12 protein-coding genes are annotated in these 14090 nt (G+C 58.8%); 2 read left to right on the forward strand and 10 right to left on the reverse strand.

Annotation, left to right across the window (positions count from 1 at the left end; translation table 11 throughout):
* The 4 genes from V7730_RS04760 to V7730_RS04775 all read right to left on the reverse strand — a co-directional run.
* On the reverse strand, positions 1 to 271 hold a 271-nt coding region (locus V7730_RS04760), incomplete at its 3' end, for a helix-turn-helix domain-containing protein (RefSeq protein WP_443070188.1).
* A gap of 152 nt (positions 272 to 423) precedes the next feature.
* Complete coding sequence (locus tag V7730_RS04765; RefSeq protein ID WP_335746450.1) at positions 424 to 1548, reverse strand: aminotransferase class V-fold PLP-dependent enzyme; 1125 nt, start codon at positions 1546 to 1548, stop codon at positions 424 to 426.
* 132 nt (positions 1549 to 1680) lie between these two features.
* Positions 1681 to 2136, reverse strand: coding sequence for an Lrp/AsnC family transcriptional regulator (locus V7730_RS04770; RefSeq protein ID WP_335746451.1), 456 nt, complete (start codon positions 2134 to 2136; stop codon positions 1681 to 1683).
* Positions 2133 to 2588, reverse strand: coding sequence for an Lrp/AsnC family transcriptional regulator (locus V7730_RS04775; RefSeq protein ID WP_335746452.1), 456 nt, complete (start codon positions 2586 to 2588; stop codon positions 2133 to 2135). Before V7730_RS04775 ends, V7730_RS04770 begins: the two co-directional genes overlap by 4 nt.
* Positions 2589 to 2718: 130 nt before the next feature.
* Between V7730_RS04775 and ilvC the strand changes: the two genes are divergently transcribed.
* Both ilvC and V7730_RS04785 read left to right on the forward strand, forming a co-directional pair.
* Complete coding sequence (gene ilvC / locus V7730_RS04780) at positions 2719 to 3741, forward strand: ketol-acid reductoisomerase (protein ID WP_335746453.1); 1023 nt, start codon at positions 2719 to 2721, stop codon at positions 3739 to 3741.
* Between the two features lie 293 nt (positions 3742 to 4034).
* The gene (locus tag V7730_RS04785) at positions 4035 to 4955 is read left to right on the forward strand and encodes a DMT family transporter (RefSeq protein WP_335746454.1); all 921 of its coding nucleotides are present in this window, start codon (positions 4035 to 4037) and stop codon (positions 4953 to 4955) included.
* Between the two features lie 75 nt (positions 4956 to 5030).
* Here V7730_RS04785 and glmM read toward each other — a convergent pair whose 3' ends face one another.
* From glmM to glyS, 6 genes are all read right to left on the reverse strand, one after another.
* Complete coding sequence (glmM, locus tag V7730_RS04790) at positions 5031 to 6380, reverse strand: phosphoglucosamine mutase (RefSeq protein ID WP_335746455.1); 1350 nt, start codon at positions 6378 to 6380, stop codon at positions 5031 to 5033.
* 1 nt (position 6381) lies between these two features.
* A complete protein-coding gene (gene folP, locus V7730_RS04795) occupies positions 6382 to 7383 on the reverse strand; it encodes a dihydropteroate synthase (protein WP_335746456.1) in 1002 nt (333 codons plus the stop codon).
* 2 nt (positions 7384 to 7385) lie between these two features.
* Positions 7386 to 8309 carry a dihydroneopterin aldolase gene (locus V7730_RS04800; RefSeq protein ID WP_335746457.1) on the reverse strand — a complete coding sequence of 308 codons (924 nt, stop codon included), beginning with the start codon at positions 8307 to 8309 and terminating at the stop codon, positions 7386 to 7388.
* Between the two features lie 93 nt (positions 8310 to 8402).
* Entirely contained in the window at positions 8403 to 9077 is a 675-nt protein-coding gene (locus V7730_RS04805; RefSeq protein WP_335746458.1) for a cell wall hydrolase, read from the reverse strand.
* Between the two features lie 132 nt (positions 9078 to 9209).
* Positions 9210 to 11777 carry a putative PEP-binding protein gene (locus tag V7730_RS04810; protein WP_335746459.1) on the reverse strand — a complete coding sequence of 856 codons (2568 nt, stop codon included), beginning with the start codon at positions 11775 to 11777 and terminating at the stop codon, positions 9210 to 9212.
* 66 nt (positions 11778 to 11843) lie between these two features.
* A complete protein-coding gene (gene glyS / locus V7730_RS04815; protein ID WP_335746566.1) occupies positions 11844 to 14081 on the reverse strand; it encodes a glycine--tRNA ligase subunit beta in 2238 nt (745 codons plus the stop codon).
* Positions 14082 to 14090: the final 9 nt, after the last annotated feature.

Below are 14090 nucleotides of genomic sequence, written 5' to 3' on the forward strand. Positions count from 1 at the left end.
GTCGCTTCAAGGTGCGCGCGATGGATCGCAGGGACATCTGCGCCCGCAGGCCTCTCGATATCTCTTCTCGGTCGATCAAGGTCAGAGAAAGCCGTGACCTAATGCGGTCCCGCGGACGGATGCCGCCAGTGCGCCCTAACAGCGGTAAAATTGATGATGACCCCCGATCAAACACCCGACCAATCGAGCTCATCGACTCTCCGCGTTGCCATCTGTCCCAGATCTCTGACTTCTGTTTGTCCGTAAGAAATATGTGGCGGCGATACTTCACGTTCATCACTCCATCTTTGGCTAAAGATTAAAGTGTTGCGTCGACCCGTTGAAATCACCGCGCATAGCAGACCTTTCCTTACAGGACGATTACTTTCTTAAAGAGAGGCCCCCCAACAAAGGGGGCGCCCAATTTCACATTCCCAATCTGTGTTAAAGAACCTTATCAATCACAGCTTTCAGCCGCGCCAATGTGCCGTCCACGTCATACAGCTTGTCCAACCCGAACAGCCCGATGCGGAAGGTGCTGAAGCTGTCGGGCTCTCCCACTTGCAGCGGCACACCTGCGGCGATCTGCATGCCTTCGGCGGCAAACGCTTTGCCGGTTTTCACGTCCGGATCATCGGTGTAGCAAACCACCACGCCCGGCGCGCCGTAGCCGTCTGCGGCTACAGGCTTCACGCCCTTTTCCGCCATCATTGCACGAACGCCATCGCCGAGCCGCCACTGCGCTTCTTTCAGGCGCTTGAAACCGTATTCCTTGGTCTCAACCATCGTGTCGCGGAAGACCCGCAGCGCATCTGTTGGCATGGTTGCGTGATACGCGTGGCCGCCGTTCAGGTAGGCTTGCATGATCGCGTGCCATTTACCCAGATCAATGGCGAAACTGTCCGACGTTGTTTCGGCAAGCCGCGCCACGCCGCGCTCTGACAGCATTACCAGACCGGCACAGGGTTGCGCGCTCCAGCCTTTTTGCGGGGCAGAGATCAGCACATCAACGCCAAGCGCCTTCATATCGACCCAAGCACAACCCGAAGCGATGCAATCCAACACCAACAACGCCCCTACTTCATGGGCGGCGGCGGCCATTGCCTTAATATAGTCATCGGGCAGGATCACGCCGGCCGAAGTCTCGACATGCGGGGCAAAAACGACCTGCGGCTTTTGCTCACGGATCGCGGTAACTATATCTTCGATCGGAGCTGGCGCATAGGGTGCGGGAGCGGCGTTGCCCTGCGGGCACGCTTTCATCACGGTTGTGTTGGCGGTCAGGCCACCCGTCTCGATGATCTGGCTCCAGCGGTAGGAGAACCAGCCATTGCGCACCACAAGCACATCATTCCCGCGTGCAAACTGCCGCGCTACGGCTTCCATCCCGTAGGAGCCGCCACCGGGGATAATCACAGCGGACTCAGCGCCGTAAACTTCGCACAACATCGCGTGGATATCGCGCATCACCTGCTGGAACGCCGCGCTCATGGAATTGAGCGAGCGGTCCGTGAAAACTACCGAGAATTCTTCCAACCCTGTCGGGTCAACTGTATCAAGCAACGCCATTCTTCGTCCTCCATCGGATCATTTAACTATTGCATAGAAACTGCGCCCGCCGATGGCAAAGTCTATCTGGGCAGAAAAAAGCGAATTTTCCCGCCTTCACCCTGCCAGTGGCGCACAAAAGTTTCCTTTAGGTCAAAGTGGTCCGGCCAGACGTTCCTCACTGAGCAAGACGTTGGCCTCAACCTCCCCTGCCCCGGGGAGCGTCATGATCCGCCGCCGCAATACCCGCTCAAAGTCCGGCAAGTCCCGCGCGACCACCCGCAGCCGGTAGTCATAAAGCCCCAGCACATGCTCTACAGTCTGCACTTCGGGGATCGCTGTGACTGCACGCTCAAAGTCATCGAGGCTGACGCGCCCACGAAGGGCCAGCTTAACCCCCAGAAAGACGGTCACGCCAAACCCCAGCTTTTCGGCATCCAGACGCAACTGCCGACCGCGGATAACCCCCGCTTCCTCAAGCCGCTTGATGCGCCGCCACGTTGCAGGCTGGCTCAGTCCAAGGCGTTTCCCCAAAACTCCGGTGCTCTGCCCGGCGTCCCGCACGAGCGCTTTCAACAGGCGGCGGTCTGTCTCATCCATCTCGATCACAGCGGCAACCCCTCGCTCGCCTTGATCCGTGCGACATGCATCAACGCCTCGATCTCCGAGATATGCGGCAGCGTCAGGATGGAGGCGCGGTAGATCTGCTGATAATGCGCCATGTCCCGCGCAATGATCGAGAGGCGCACATCCACACGGCCCAGAAACGTCTGCAGTTCGATCACTTCGGGCACTTTGCGGGCCTCAGCCATGAAAGCGTCAAAGGCGTTGCCTTGGGTCTTATCCAGCGTGATCCTCAGCGACACTTCCACCGCATAGCCAAGCGCAGCCCAGTCAATCACGGCACCGACACCGCGCACGATCCCCAGCTCTTGCATCCGCGCAATCCGCCGCACGGCCCGTCCTGTGGTCATGCCTGCGCGCTCTGCCAGTTCGCCCTGACTAAGACTTGGCTCTGCCTGCCAGTACCGCAACAATCTCCGATCCGCATCATCAAGCATTGATTTCTCACATATATTTAGTATCGCGCATTAAATTCTCTAATATGCCTTCTAATACCAGCTCCAACCAATAGCAAATGGCGCAGTTTTCCTTATGGTGACCCTCAGAACAAACTCAAAGGATAAAATCATGCGCGTTTATTATGACCGTGACTGCGACGTAAACCTCATCAAGGACGCCAAAGTGGCGATCCTCGGCTACGGCTCACAAGGCCATGCCCACGCCCTCAACCTGCGCGACTCCGGTGCGAAGAACCTTGTTGTTGCTCTGCGCGAAGGCTCCCCTTCCGCTGCAAAAGCCGAAGGCGAAGGCCTGAAGGTTATGGGCATCGCTGAAGCAGCTGCATGGGCTGACGTGATCATGTTCACCATGCCCGACGAACTGCAGGCGGACACATACAAAAAATACGTGCACGACAACATCCGTGAAGGTGCGGCCATCGCATTCGCCCACGGCCTGAACGTACACTTCGGCCTGATTGAGCCGAAAGAAGGCGTTGACGTGATCATGATGGCGCCAAAAGGCCCGGGTCACACCGTGCGCGGCGAATACACCAAAGGCGGCGGCGTGCCTTGCCTTGTTGCTGTGAACCAGAACGCATCCGGCAAAGCGCTGGAAATCGGCCTGTCCTATTGCTCCGCCATCGGTGGTGGCCGCTCCGGCATCATCGAAACCGACTTCCGCGAAGAGTGCGAAACCGACCTGTTCGGTGAGCAGGCTGTTCTGTGTGGCGGTATCGTTGAACTGATCCGCATGGGCTTTGAGACACTGGTCGAAGCTGGCTACGAGCCAGAGATGGCCTATTTCGAATGCCTGCACGAAACCAAGCTGATCGTTGACCTGATCTATGAAGGCGGCATCGCCAACATGGACTACTCCATCTCCAACACAGCTGAATACGGTCAGTATGTTTCCGGCCCACGCATCTTGCCTTACGAAGAAACCAAGGCAAACATGAAAGCCGTGCTTAGCGACATTCAATCTGGCAAATTCGTGCGCGACTTCATGCTCGAAAACGCTGTTGGCCAGCCAACGCTCAAAGCGTCCCGCCGTGCAAACGACGAGCACCAGATCGAAATCGTTGGTGGTAAGCTGCGTGACATGATGCCTTGGATCTCCGCAGGCAAAATGGTCGACAAAACAAAGAACTAAATTGACCTGAAGTATGCGAAAGGCCCGAGGATAATCCTCGGGCCTTTTTTTTGCGTCACGAGTCCGCCTCCTTGACGGTGACCATTCTGGACGCTGATTTTAGGACAGAGTGATGAAGAGGACGCCTATTCACTTCACCCATGAAGGTTGTGTTCGCTCCGTGAGAACTGTCCAAATATACGATCTACCTGTCTAACGACGAGCGGATGCGCCGGATCAGTTCCATTCCCGCCCACCTTTCTTGTTTTGCGACGGCCCTTGCCCCTCCTGTGGCTTTGCCCCTATCTGACCATATGAATACATCCCCCCAGATTACCCCGCTCAGTTGGCTCATGATCGCAATCCTCGGTCTGGTTTGGGGTGGCACGTTTATGGTGACCGAGGTCGCGCTGGCCGGTGGCATGCCGCCGTTCTGGCTCGCGGCTTCACGTGTCGGTTTTGCCGCTTTGCTGATGAGTGCAATCTGGATCTACATGGGTCGCCCGCTTTTTGAAGAGCGCACGACAACTGCGGACAAACGCAATCTGGTGATCATCGGCGCGCTGAGCTCCGCAATTCCGTTTTCTCTGCTGGCGTGGGGCCAGCAATATGTCACTTCGGGATTTGCCGGTGTGTCGATGGCGTCTGTCGCCTTGATCATATTGCCTCTGGCCCACTTCACCGTACCAGGCGAACAGATGACGCGGCGCAGGACTGCAGGCTTTCTGATCGGTTTTGTCGGTGTCGTGATCCTGATCGGAGCGCAGGCCTTTCAAACCACCGGTGCCGCCTTTGAGACCGCAGGGCGCATCGCCTGTGTGCTGGCGGCAAGCTGCTATGCGATCGGGTCTATCCTGTTACGCCGACTGCCCGCCGCCCATCCCATTGGCTTGGCTACGGTCTTGCTGATTGTCGGCGCTAGTTTAACCATTCCTGTCGCCTTAGTCGTCGAGGGACCGCCCCCCGTACCCTCGCCCCACATTCTGGGGGTTCTGATATTCCTCGGGCTTGTGCCAACGGCGGGTGCGAACTTCCTCCGCGTGCTTGTGGTGCGCAGCGCGGGGCCGGTCTTCATGTCGCTGGTCAACTATCAGGTGCCAGCCTGGTCCGTGATTTTGGGCGCCTTGATCCTCGGAGAGACCCTGCCGAAATCCTTGCTCTTGGCAATGACGCTGATCCTGATTGGTGTGGGCCTTAGCCAATATGGCGCCCTGCGACGGCTCTTCACCCGCTAAGGCAGCCTCCGGCGCGCAAGGATGACACCCGCGCGCCCTGAAACATGGCGTGCAGGCATAGCCTGCACCGTGTGGTCAGGTCTTGACGGCATCCTCAACGGCAGCGAGCACGCTACTCACGGCGCGCTGCATCAGGCCTGCATCTTCATGCTCGGCCATGACGCGCACCAAAGGTTCTGTTCCAGACTTGCGAATTAATAGACGCCCACCACCTGCCAGATCACTCTCGGCCTGAGCAATCGCGGCCTGCACCTGCGCATCCTCCAGCGGTGTCTGCCCCGCAGCAAAGCGGACATTTTCCAGCAACTGCGGCACGGGTTCAAACTGGTGCATCAACTCTGAAGCTGGTTTTCCCGCACGGATCATCTCTGCCAGAAACTGCATCCCCGCCATCAAACCGTCACCAGTCGTGGCATAATCGGTCATCACGATGTGGCCAGACTGCTCTCCGCCAAGATTGAAGCCGCCTTCGCGCATCCGCTCTACCACATATCGGTCGCCAACATTGGTCCGCTCAAGCCGAACGCCGCGATCCGCAAGGAAATGCTCCAGTCCGAGATTGCTCATCACTGTCGCCACCAGCGCATTGCCCTTCAGCCACTCTTCGGCTTTCCAGCGTGCGGCCATCAGCGCCATAAACTGATCGCCGTCCCCGATCCGGCCGTTTTCATCCAGCAAGATCACGCGGTCTGCGTCGCCATCCAGACAGATGCCTACATCCGCGCCATGTGAGACGACGGTCTCAGCCGCGATTTGGGGCTGGGTCGAACCACAGCCTTCGTTGATATTGTGTCCGTTGGGTGACACGCCGACAGGGATAACCGTTGCCCCCAGTTCCCACAAAGTCATGGGCGCGACATGGTGCGCGGCGCCATTGGCACAGTCGATCACCACCTTCAGCCCATCCAGACGCATCTGGCGCGGGAAGCTGGATTTTACCCGCTCGATATAACGAAAGCGGCTGTCATCAATCCGTTTAGCCCGCCCGATTTCAGGTGCTGCCGTTGGCTCCACCCCAGCGGCCACCAGTGCTTCGATTTCCGCCTCTACCTGATCGGAAAGCTTGAAACCGTTGGGTCCAAAAAACTTGATCCCGTTGTCCTGCGCAGGATTATGACTGGCTGAAATCATGACCCCCAGATCGGCACGCATGGAGCGTGTAAGAAGCCCGACAGCAGGTGTTGGCACTGGCCCCAGCAACAGCACATTCATCCCCGTAGAGGTCAGACCCGCCGTTAGAGCGTTCTCGAACATATAACCCGACAGGCGCGTGTCCTTGCCAATCACCACACGGTGCACCGAGGATTCGCCCTCGCGCCGGAAGTAGCGCCCAACCGCCGCACCAATGCGCAGCGCCATTTCAGCGGTCATAGGATGGACATTGGCGCGTCCGCGCACGCCATCGGTCCCGAAAAGTTTTGTCATCTTAAATTTCTCCGATGCTCGCCCGCCAAAGGGCAAGCGCCTGGGCTGTCTCGCCCACATCATGCACCCGTGCAATCTGCACGCCCTGCGCGAAAGCTGCAATAGCGACAGCAATTGAACCGGGCGCGCGGTCACGCGCTTGCGGTGCATTTCCAATCGTTCCGATAAATCGTTTGCGCGATGCGCCCAGCAATACCGACACCCCCAAACTGTGAAACAAGCTAAGCCGCGCCAATAGCGTCAGATTGTGATTTTGTGTCTTTCCAAAGCCAATGCCGGGATCTGCGATGATGAGATCACGCGCGATGCCTCGGGCCTCAAGTGCGGTGATACGCTCTTCCAGAAAATCATAGACATCCAGAAGCACGTCATCATATCGCGGGTCGTTTTGCATTGTCGCCGGATCATCCGGCCCATGCATGACGCAAACCGGCACGCCGGCATCTGCCGCCACTCCAGCCAGTTCGGGATCATAGGTAAAGCCGGATACATCATTCACCAGATCAGCGCCCGCTTCCAGTGCCGCCGCCGCAACCACCGCTTTGCGCGTATCAACCGAGATCACACCGCTAAAACCGGCGGCTCGCAGGCCCGCAATGACTGGTGCTGTGCGCGCGATCTCTTCCCCGTGCGCCACGGTTTGCGCGCCAGGCCGCGTGCTTTCGCCGCCTATATCAAGGATATCAGCGCCAGCCAGTGCCATAGCCAGTCCGCCAGCAATCGCATCGTCAGTCGCTGCGTGCAGCCCGCCATCAGAAAAACTGTCAGGCGTCGTGTTCACGATCCCCATAATGCGCGGTTGGTGAAGATGCTGCGGGCGTGGTGCAACAAGCGATTGCGCCGCGCTGTCGGGCAGTTGGCTTGCCGGAACAACAATCGGCGTTTCCCCACGCCGCAACACTTCAACGTCAGAGAACCACCCCCACCCGCCAGCAAGCGTCATAGCACTCTCAGGGCGCGCGACATCACAGCTCACGATAGGACGGTAATAGATTCTTGTCATGGTCAGAGTGTCTCGGTGTCCAATGACACCGCGCGCAATGGCACGCAGGCGTCCTGCGGCACATCCGCGCCAATGACCAGCATCTCACGCGCTTCAAAGGTTCCTGCAAACCACGCCGCCAGCGCCACTGCGTCACGCGGTTGCGCAAACAGGGAATCCACACTGTCGAGCACGATTTTCGAGGGGGCCCAAACACAGGTCTGACCATTCTTCATCGCCCAATCGAGCTCGGTCCGGGTTTCTACGACTACGCAGCGATCATCACGCGCGGCAAGCACCCATGCGTTTTGTTCAATCGCCAAAAGATCAATCCGGCGTTGCGCCATCTTATGCGCAACCTGCGGCGCAGGCACATCGGATGCGCCAACACACAGCACCAGCGGACTTCCTTGCGCATGCAATTGATCAAGCCAGCCGTTCAGAAGCGGAGACGCTATCGCGGCATTACTCAGAAACACCAGTTCCGGATGTGGTGTGGTCTCAGGTGCCACTTCGGCTGGCGGGGCACCATCACGGGCCCGCACGATCTCGACACCCAGCGCGCCGGGTCCACGGTCCAGCTTTTCGATACGAACAAAAACCCGCATCGCTTGCGGTTCAAGCAGAATGCGTTCTGCCACCCGTTCTGCCAATGTCTCAAGCAAGGCCAGACGTTCGACCGACAGTTCCGCCTGAATGGCTTCGGTCACTCGGTCATAAGAAAGAATGCGGTCCACATCGTCGTCAATCGGCCCCTTCAGAGGCTGCACTTCGACAACGATATTAAAACAGATGCGTTGCCTTACGCCCCGCTCGGCCTGAAAAGCCCCGATCTCAACCTCGACGGTGTGATCCCGGACCGAGATACGGTCCAACGTATCAGACGTCGAAGTTGCCGCCGCCCTTTCGGACGGGTGGGCAAAGGCAAGTCGGGTTTCGGATGACATGGGCGCGCTCCCGTCTGATCTGGTACTGGCGCGTTTATACTGCTGTTTCCCCCGCGTCGAGGGTCGCATGCGCCCTAAAGGCGGCGCTTTGCGTCAGTTACTCGCGGTACGAACGCCACGACTGTAGAACAGGTGAACACCAAAACGCGCGGTATTTGTGAATTTACGGGCCCAGCTGGGACGTACGGCAGTGGTGTGATAAAAGGTGGCGCCACTGGTGATATCGGGCGATCTGCCGTCCATGGTGGCACGCGCCACTTTTGCCACGCGCACATAGGCGGCAGGCTCGGCGATGACTTCGGCGCGACCATCACAGGTATAGCTGAACTGGCACTGGTGCTTTTTGCCGGTGCCCTGATTGATAACCGCACAGTAGGAATTCGGGAAGCGGCTGGATTTGACCCGATTACGGATCACTTCGGCGACCGCGAACTGACCTTTGACAGTTTCGCCGCGCGCCTCAAAGTAGAGCGCTTCAGCGAGGCAATTGAATTCGGAAGAGCCGGTGGCCTTGGGCTGGCTCGCAAGCCATGCGCGGGAAAAGACAACATCCGGAACGGTTCCCTTACGAGCCGACGCAGGTGTCAGCACCGCCGCGGGGGACGCAAGGCTTGCCATACGTTCAGCACCGACAGAGGCCAAACCGCGCGCTTCAATCTTGGCGAGGTTCTGGGCGGTGTTGTTCGCCATAGCACCGACAGGCAGCCCAGCAATCAGGCATGCTGCAAGGGCGAATTTCGTTGAACGTAGATATTTCAATGACCACATGGTCGATTTCTCCGGCATCGTTATTCCGATGCCGCGCCTAGCCTGATTGCACTAATGCAACAACCCGCGCCGCCCCTTTTGGGCAAGCTACCGCCTAAGGTGTCCACATACTGTAGCTAAACACCCGAAATATCACTGTATCTTGTCGGCGATTGCCAGCTGAGCCGCAGCGAGCCGTGCAACCGGAACGCGAAATGGCGAGCACGAAACGTAGTCAAAGCCCGCTGCGCGGCAAAAAGCTATCGATTCGGGGTTGCCGCCGTGCTCTCCGCAGACCGAAAGCGTGATGTCGGGCTGTGCCGCGCGGCCACGCTGCGCGCCGAGGGTCAGCAGCTCTCCGACGCCGTCATGGTCAAGCGTGTGGAACGGATCTTCGTCAAAAACGCCTTTTTGTACATAATCGGACATAAAGCGTCCTGCGTCATCGCGCGACAGACCGTAGGTCATCTGTGTGAGGTCATTGGTCCCGAAGCTCAGGAACGAGCAATAGGGCGCAATTTCGCCCGCGCGCAAGGCGGCCCGCGGAGTCTCGACCATTACGCCAAGGCGGTATGCAAAATCCACGCCGCGCTCCTGACGCACGGCTTGGGCAACTGCATCAATGGCGGTTTTGACCAGCTCGACTTCGCGGCGCGCAGACACAAGCGGGATCATGATCTCTGCCATGACCGGATCGCCATTCTGTCCGGCATCCACAATCGCTTCAAAAATCGCACGGGCCTGCATTTCATAAATTTCAGGCACCGTGATACCCAAACGCACGCCGCGTAGGCCCAGCATCGGATTGTATTCGCGCATCGCCTCAATCCGCCGCGTCACGTCAGAGCGTGGTAGACCAAGCGCCTCTGCAAGCTCCCGCTGGCCGCTGGCGTCCATCGGCAGGAATTCATGCAAGGGCGGATCGAACAGGCGAATGCAAACCGGCTGGCCCTGCATGATTTGAAACAGCTGGGTAAAGTCATCGCGCTGCATGGGCAGCAAACGCTCCAACACGGCGCGGCGGCCGTCCGAGGTATCGGCAAAGATCATTTCGCGCATCACGGTCAGGCGACCACGATCAAAGAACATATGCTCGGTCCGGCACAGGCCAATGCCTTCGGCGTTGAAGTTGCGTGCCGTCTGCGCATCTTGCGGGGTGTCTGCGTTGGCGCGCACCTTGATGTCTGCACTATCGGTGGCCCAGACCATCAACTGTTTGAAATAGTCGTCCAATGCAGCTTCTTGCATCGCTGCAGCACCGGCAAGGATTTGACCGGTTGAGCCGTCTACCGTCATCTCGTCACCAGCGCCGAACACGCGGCCGTCTTTCGACGTGATCGTTTTGTCTCGCTGGTTGAAGATAAGGCTGGAGGCCCCAACCACACAGGGCAGACCGATACCGCGCCCGATCACGGCAGCGTGGCTGGTGATGCCACCGCGTTCGGTCAAAACGGCCTTGGCCGCATGCATGCCCCGCACGTCTTCGGATGATGTTTCGCGGCGGACCAGAATACATGCCTCCCCCCGCGCGGCACTTGCCTGCGCCTCGGCAGAGTCGAACACCAAACGCCCCGTGGCGGCACCGGGACTGGCAGCGATGCCCTTACCAACGATGTCACGTCGTGCAGATGGATCAATCTGGCGGTGCAGCAATTCTGTCAGCAAACGCGGCTGAACACGCATCAGCGCCTCTTCGCGGCTGATGATGCCATCCTCCGCCAGCGTCACTGCGATGCGGACCGCCGCGCGAGAGGATCGTGAGACCCGTACACCGTCAAGGATATGCACCACGCCGTCATCGATCGCGAATTCCACCTGCATCTCGGCGCGCAGGCGGTGGCGCATCAGGCTGGCGTATGTCTTGAGCGTCTCGAACGCCTCCGGCAGCTTCTCTTCCAACGAAGGTCCACGCGGATCACGGGTGAGATACAGCGCGTCCGAGTTCCCCTCCAGCGCATCACGGCCCTGACTTTGGCTCAGATAACGACCCGTCACTTGCGGCGCACCCGTGTCACAGTTCACCAATTGCAGCACGCCAGAGCCACACTCCCCGGCGCCCACGCCAAAAATCATCTGCTGCACGACCAGCCCAAGGCCCGCATCTGCAGGCGCGCCTTTGGCCTGCCGCAGCAGGCGGGCGGACGTCCCGCTCCATGCCCGCGCCATCGAGCGTAGGACAGCGGCCAGTTGAATGCTGCGCGATTGCGGGAACTTTTCGTCTGTCTCAAGCTCGTAAGCTTCGAGCGTCTGCGCAAGCGCTGCGCGGCCATCGCCTTCGACATCGTCGAACATGTCGGGGTCCAGACGGGCAACGTTGACCGCATATGACTGGATAAAACGGCTGTATATCGCGGCGGCCGCTTCTTCGCCCATCTTCTGGCTAAAGCTGGCAAATCGCGCATCGTTCATCCCGATGTTCAGCACGGCCCCCGGTCCGCCCCAATCAGGATCCTGACTGGAAGGACGCACACACACCAGCGCATCCTCAGGAAACTGGTCCATGATCCCGCTGACATCAGGCAATTCGCCCTGCGCGATACGCTCAACCGTGCCAAAGGACAGCGCCACCGTTTGTGGCACAGGCAGATCAAGGCGCACCAGCCGTTGCAAACACTTCGCACGCCCGCCGTGGGTCACGGTAGCGATGGGCGCGTTTTGCGTTACAACGGTGGTATCTGGATCATTCTGCAATGCGGCATCCCTTTGGTTCAGGTGCAGCATAGGCCGAATACGGCCCAGAGCAAGCGTTAGCTTACCAACCGGGCCGTAACGTCAAATCGTGTTCGATCAGCCCTCGATCCGCGTCAAATCCGCGACAGATGTACACAGCGTGCGGATGCGGCTGAGCAGGTTGAGGCGGTTGCGACGCAGGGTGCTGTTGTCGGAGTTAATCTGCACTGCGTCAAAGAACGCATCAAGCGCGGGACGCAAGCCCGCCATGGCAGACATGGCCGTGGTGAAATCCTGCGCGGCCATCGCGGGGGTGATCGTCGCCTCTGCTGCGTCGAGGGCGGCGAAAAGCGCACGTTCCTCATCCGTTTCGGCAAACTTCACGTCCGCACCGAAGGAGTATTCAACCCCGTCCGCATCTTCCGCTTGGGAGAGGATGTTGTTGGCGCGCTTGAACGCCTGCAACAGGTTTTCACCATCGACGGTTTTCAACGTGTCCGACAGCGCACGGGCGCGTTTGACCAGAAGGGTCAGATCATCATTGCCTTCCATCGCAATGCACGCGTCGATGATGTCGTGACGGATGCCTTGATCTTTGAGGTAGACCTTAAGGCGGTCATGGAGGAAGGCGAGGAGGTCTCGCGCCTTTTTTACGATGCTCTCAGCTACTGCCATTGATTGGACATCGCCAAATTTCAAATGGTACTTCTCTGCTCCGACCTTTTCAATCTCTTCAGCTACGTCATCCATGCCAATAGCTAAAAGGGCCTCTTCCGCTTTTTGATCCTGCTCAGCGCCCAATTTCCCCCGCATCACACCAGTATGAATTGCAAGCTGCTTAACTATTAGCTGAAGTAAGGGAACACTGAGGTTGTTCTCATTTCCGGCCCGAATAACGCCCAGCGCGGCGCGGCGCAGCGCAAACGGGTCTTTGCTGCCGGTGGGCTTTTCATCAATGGCCCAGAAGCCCGTTAGCTTGTCGATCTTCTCGGCCAGTGCCACAGCGACTGACACTGGTGCAGTTGGCACGTCGTCTGACGGCCCAAGCGGCGCGTAGTGCTCTTCGCTGGCTGCGGCGATTTCATCGCTAAGACCTGCGGCCTGCGCATAGTAGCGGCCCATGAGGCCTTGGAGTTCGGGGAACTCATAGACCATTTCAGAAGAAAGATCGGCCTTGGCGATTTTCGCGGCCTGCTCGGCGGCATCAGGATCAGCACCAACCATCGGGGCCAGTTCACGCGCCAGAACGGCCATACGTTCGATCAACTCGGCCTGTGTGCCCAGCTTGTTGTGGAAGGTCACGTTTTTGAGGTTCTCGACCCATGCGCCCATGCCTGCCTCGGATTTCGCAATCCGCAGATCGTTGTCCCAGAAGAACTTGGCGTCCGCCAAACGGGCGCTCAGCACTTTTTCGTTGCCAGCAAGGATCGTGGCACCATCGTCGGCGGTGGTGCGGTTGGCGACCGTGACGAACCGTTCAATCCGGCCTGTCTTGGGGTTGCGCACGGAAAAGAATTTCTGGTGCTCTTTCATGGAGGTCTGCAAGACCTCTGGCGGCAGGTTCAGGAAGTCATCCCCGATCCGGCCCATCAGAACCACGGGCCATTCGACCAGACCTGCGACCTCGGCCAGAAGGCCTGCATCTTCGACAACTTCCAGACCGCTGGCGAATGCCATGTTGGTCGCGTCATGCCAGATGGCATCGCGCCGCTCAGCCGAGTCCAGCACCACAAACGCGCGTTTGAGCTTGGCTGTGTAGTCGTCAAAGCTGTTTACCGTGATCGCATCAGGCGCAAGGAAGCGATGACCGCGCGTACTGTTGTCAGACACGATCCCGTCGACCTCAATCGGGACGACTTCGGTGCCGTTCTCACGGCTGAGGATGCACAGGATGGAATGCAGCGGGCGCACCCATTTCAGTGTGCCTTCTCCCCAGCGCATGGATTTTGGCCATGGGAAATTGCGAATGGTCTGCTCAAGCACTTCGGCGATGATCTCGGCGGCCGGACGCCCTTCCTTGGTGATCTTTGCGAACAGGATCGCGCCCTTGGGCGTGTCGCGTTCTTCCAGATCATCGCGGGTCAGACCCGCGCCGCGAAGAAACCCTTCGATGGCTTTTTCAGGCGCGTCGGCCTTGGGGCCTTTGCGTTCTTCCACGGTGCGCGGGCTGGCATCCAGCAGGCCCTCAACGGTCAGGCACAGACGGCGCGGTGTGGCGAATGCAGCAGCGGAGGCATAGGTCAGCCCTGCCTCAACCATGCCATCCGTCATAAGCTTTTTCAGGTCGTCCGCCGCGCGCGCCTGCATGCGGGCGGGGATTTCTTCGGAGAACAGTTCAATCAGCAGATCAGCCACTGGAATACC

The organism is Sulfitobacter sp. (assembly GCF_036961165.1).
In the GTDB taxonomy this organism is placed as follows: Bacteria; Pseudomonadota; Alphaproteobacteria; order Rhodobacterales; family Rhodobacteraceae; genus Sulfitobacter.

What these genes read in the sequence shown, in the direction of transcription:
- V7730_RS04765 (WP_335746450.1), bottom strand. Translation starts at nt 1,548, where the DNA reads ATGGCGTTGCTTGATACAGTTGACCCGACAGGGTTGGAAGAATTCTCG.
- V7730_RS04775 (WP_335746452.1), bottom strand. Translation starts at nt 2,588, where the DNA reads ATGCTTGATGATGCGGATCGGAGATTGTTGCGGTACTGGCAGGCAGAG.
- ilvC (WP_335746453.1), top strand. Translation starts at nt 2,719, where the DNA reads ATGCGCGTTTATTATGACCGTGACTGCGACGTAAACCTCATCAAGGAC.
- V7730_RS04785 (WP_335746454.1), top strand. Translation starts at nt 4,035, where the DNA reads ATGAATACATCCCCCCAGATTACCCCGCTCAGTTGGCTCATGATCGCA.
- glmM (WP_335746455.1), bottom strand. Translation starts at nt 6,380, where the DNA reads ATGACAAAACTTTTCGGGACCGATGGCGTGCGCGGACGCGCCAATGTC.
- folP (WP_335746456.1), bottom strand. Translation starts at nt 7,383, where the DNA reads ATGACAAGAATCTATTACCGTCCTATCGTGAGCTGTGATGTCGCGCGC.
- V7730_RS04800 (WP_335746457.1), bottom strand. Translation starts at nt 8,309, where the DNA reads ATGTCATCCGAAACCCGACTTGCCTTTGCCCACCCGTCCGAAAGGGCG.
- V7730_RS04805 (WP_335746458.1), bottom strand. Translation starts at nt 9,077, where the DNA reads ATGTGGTCATTGAAATATCTACGTTCAACGAAATTCGCCCTTGCAGCA.
- V7730_RS04810 (WP_335746459.1), bottom strand. Translation starts at nt 11,777, where the DNA reads ATGCTGCACCTGAACCAAAGGGATGCCGCATTGCAGAATGATCCAGAT.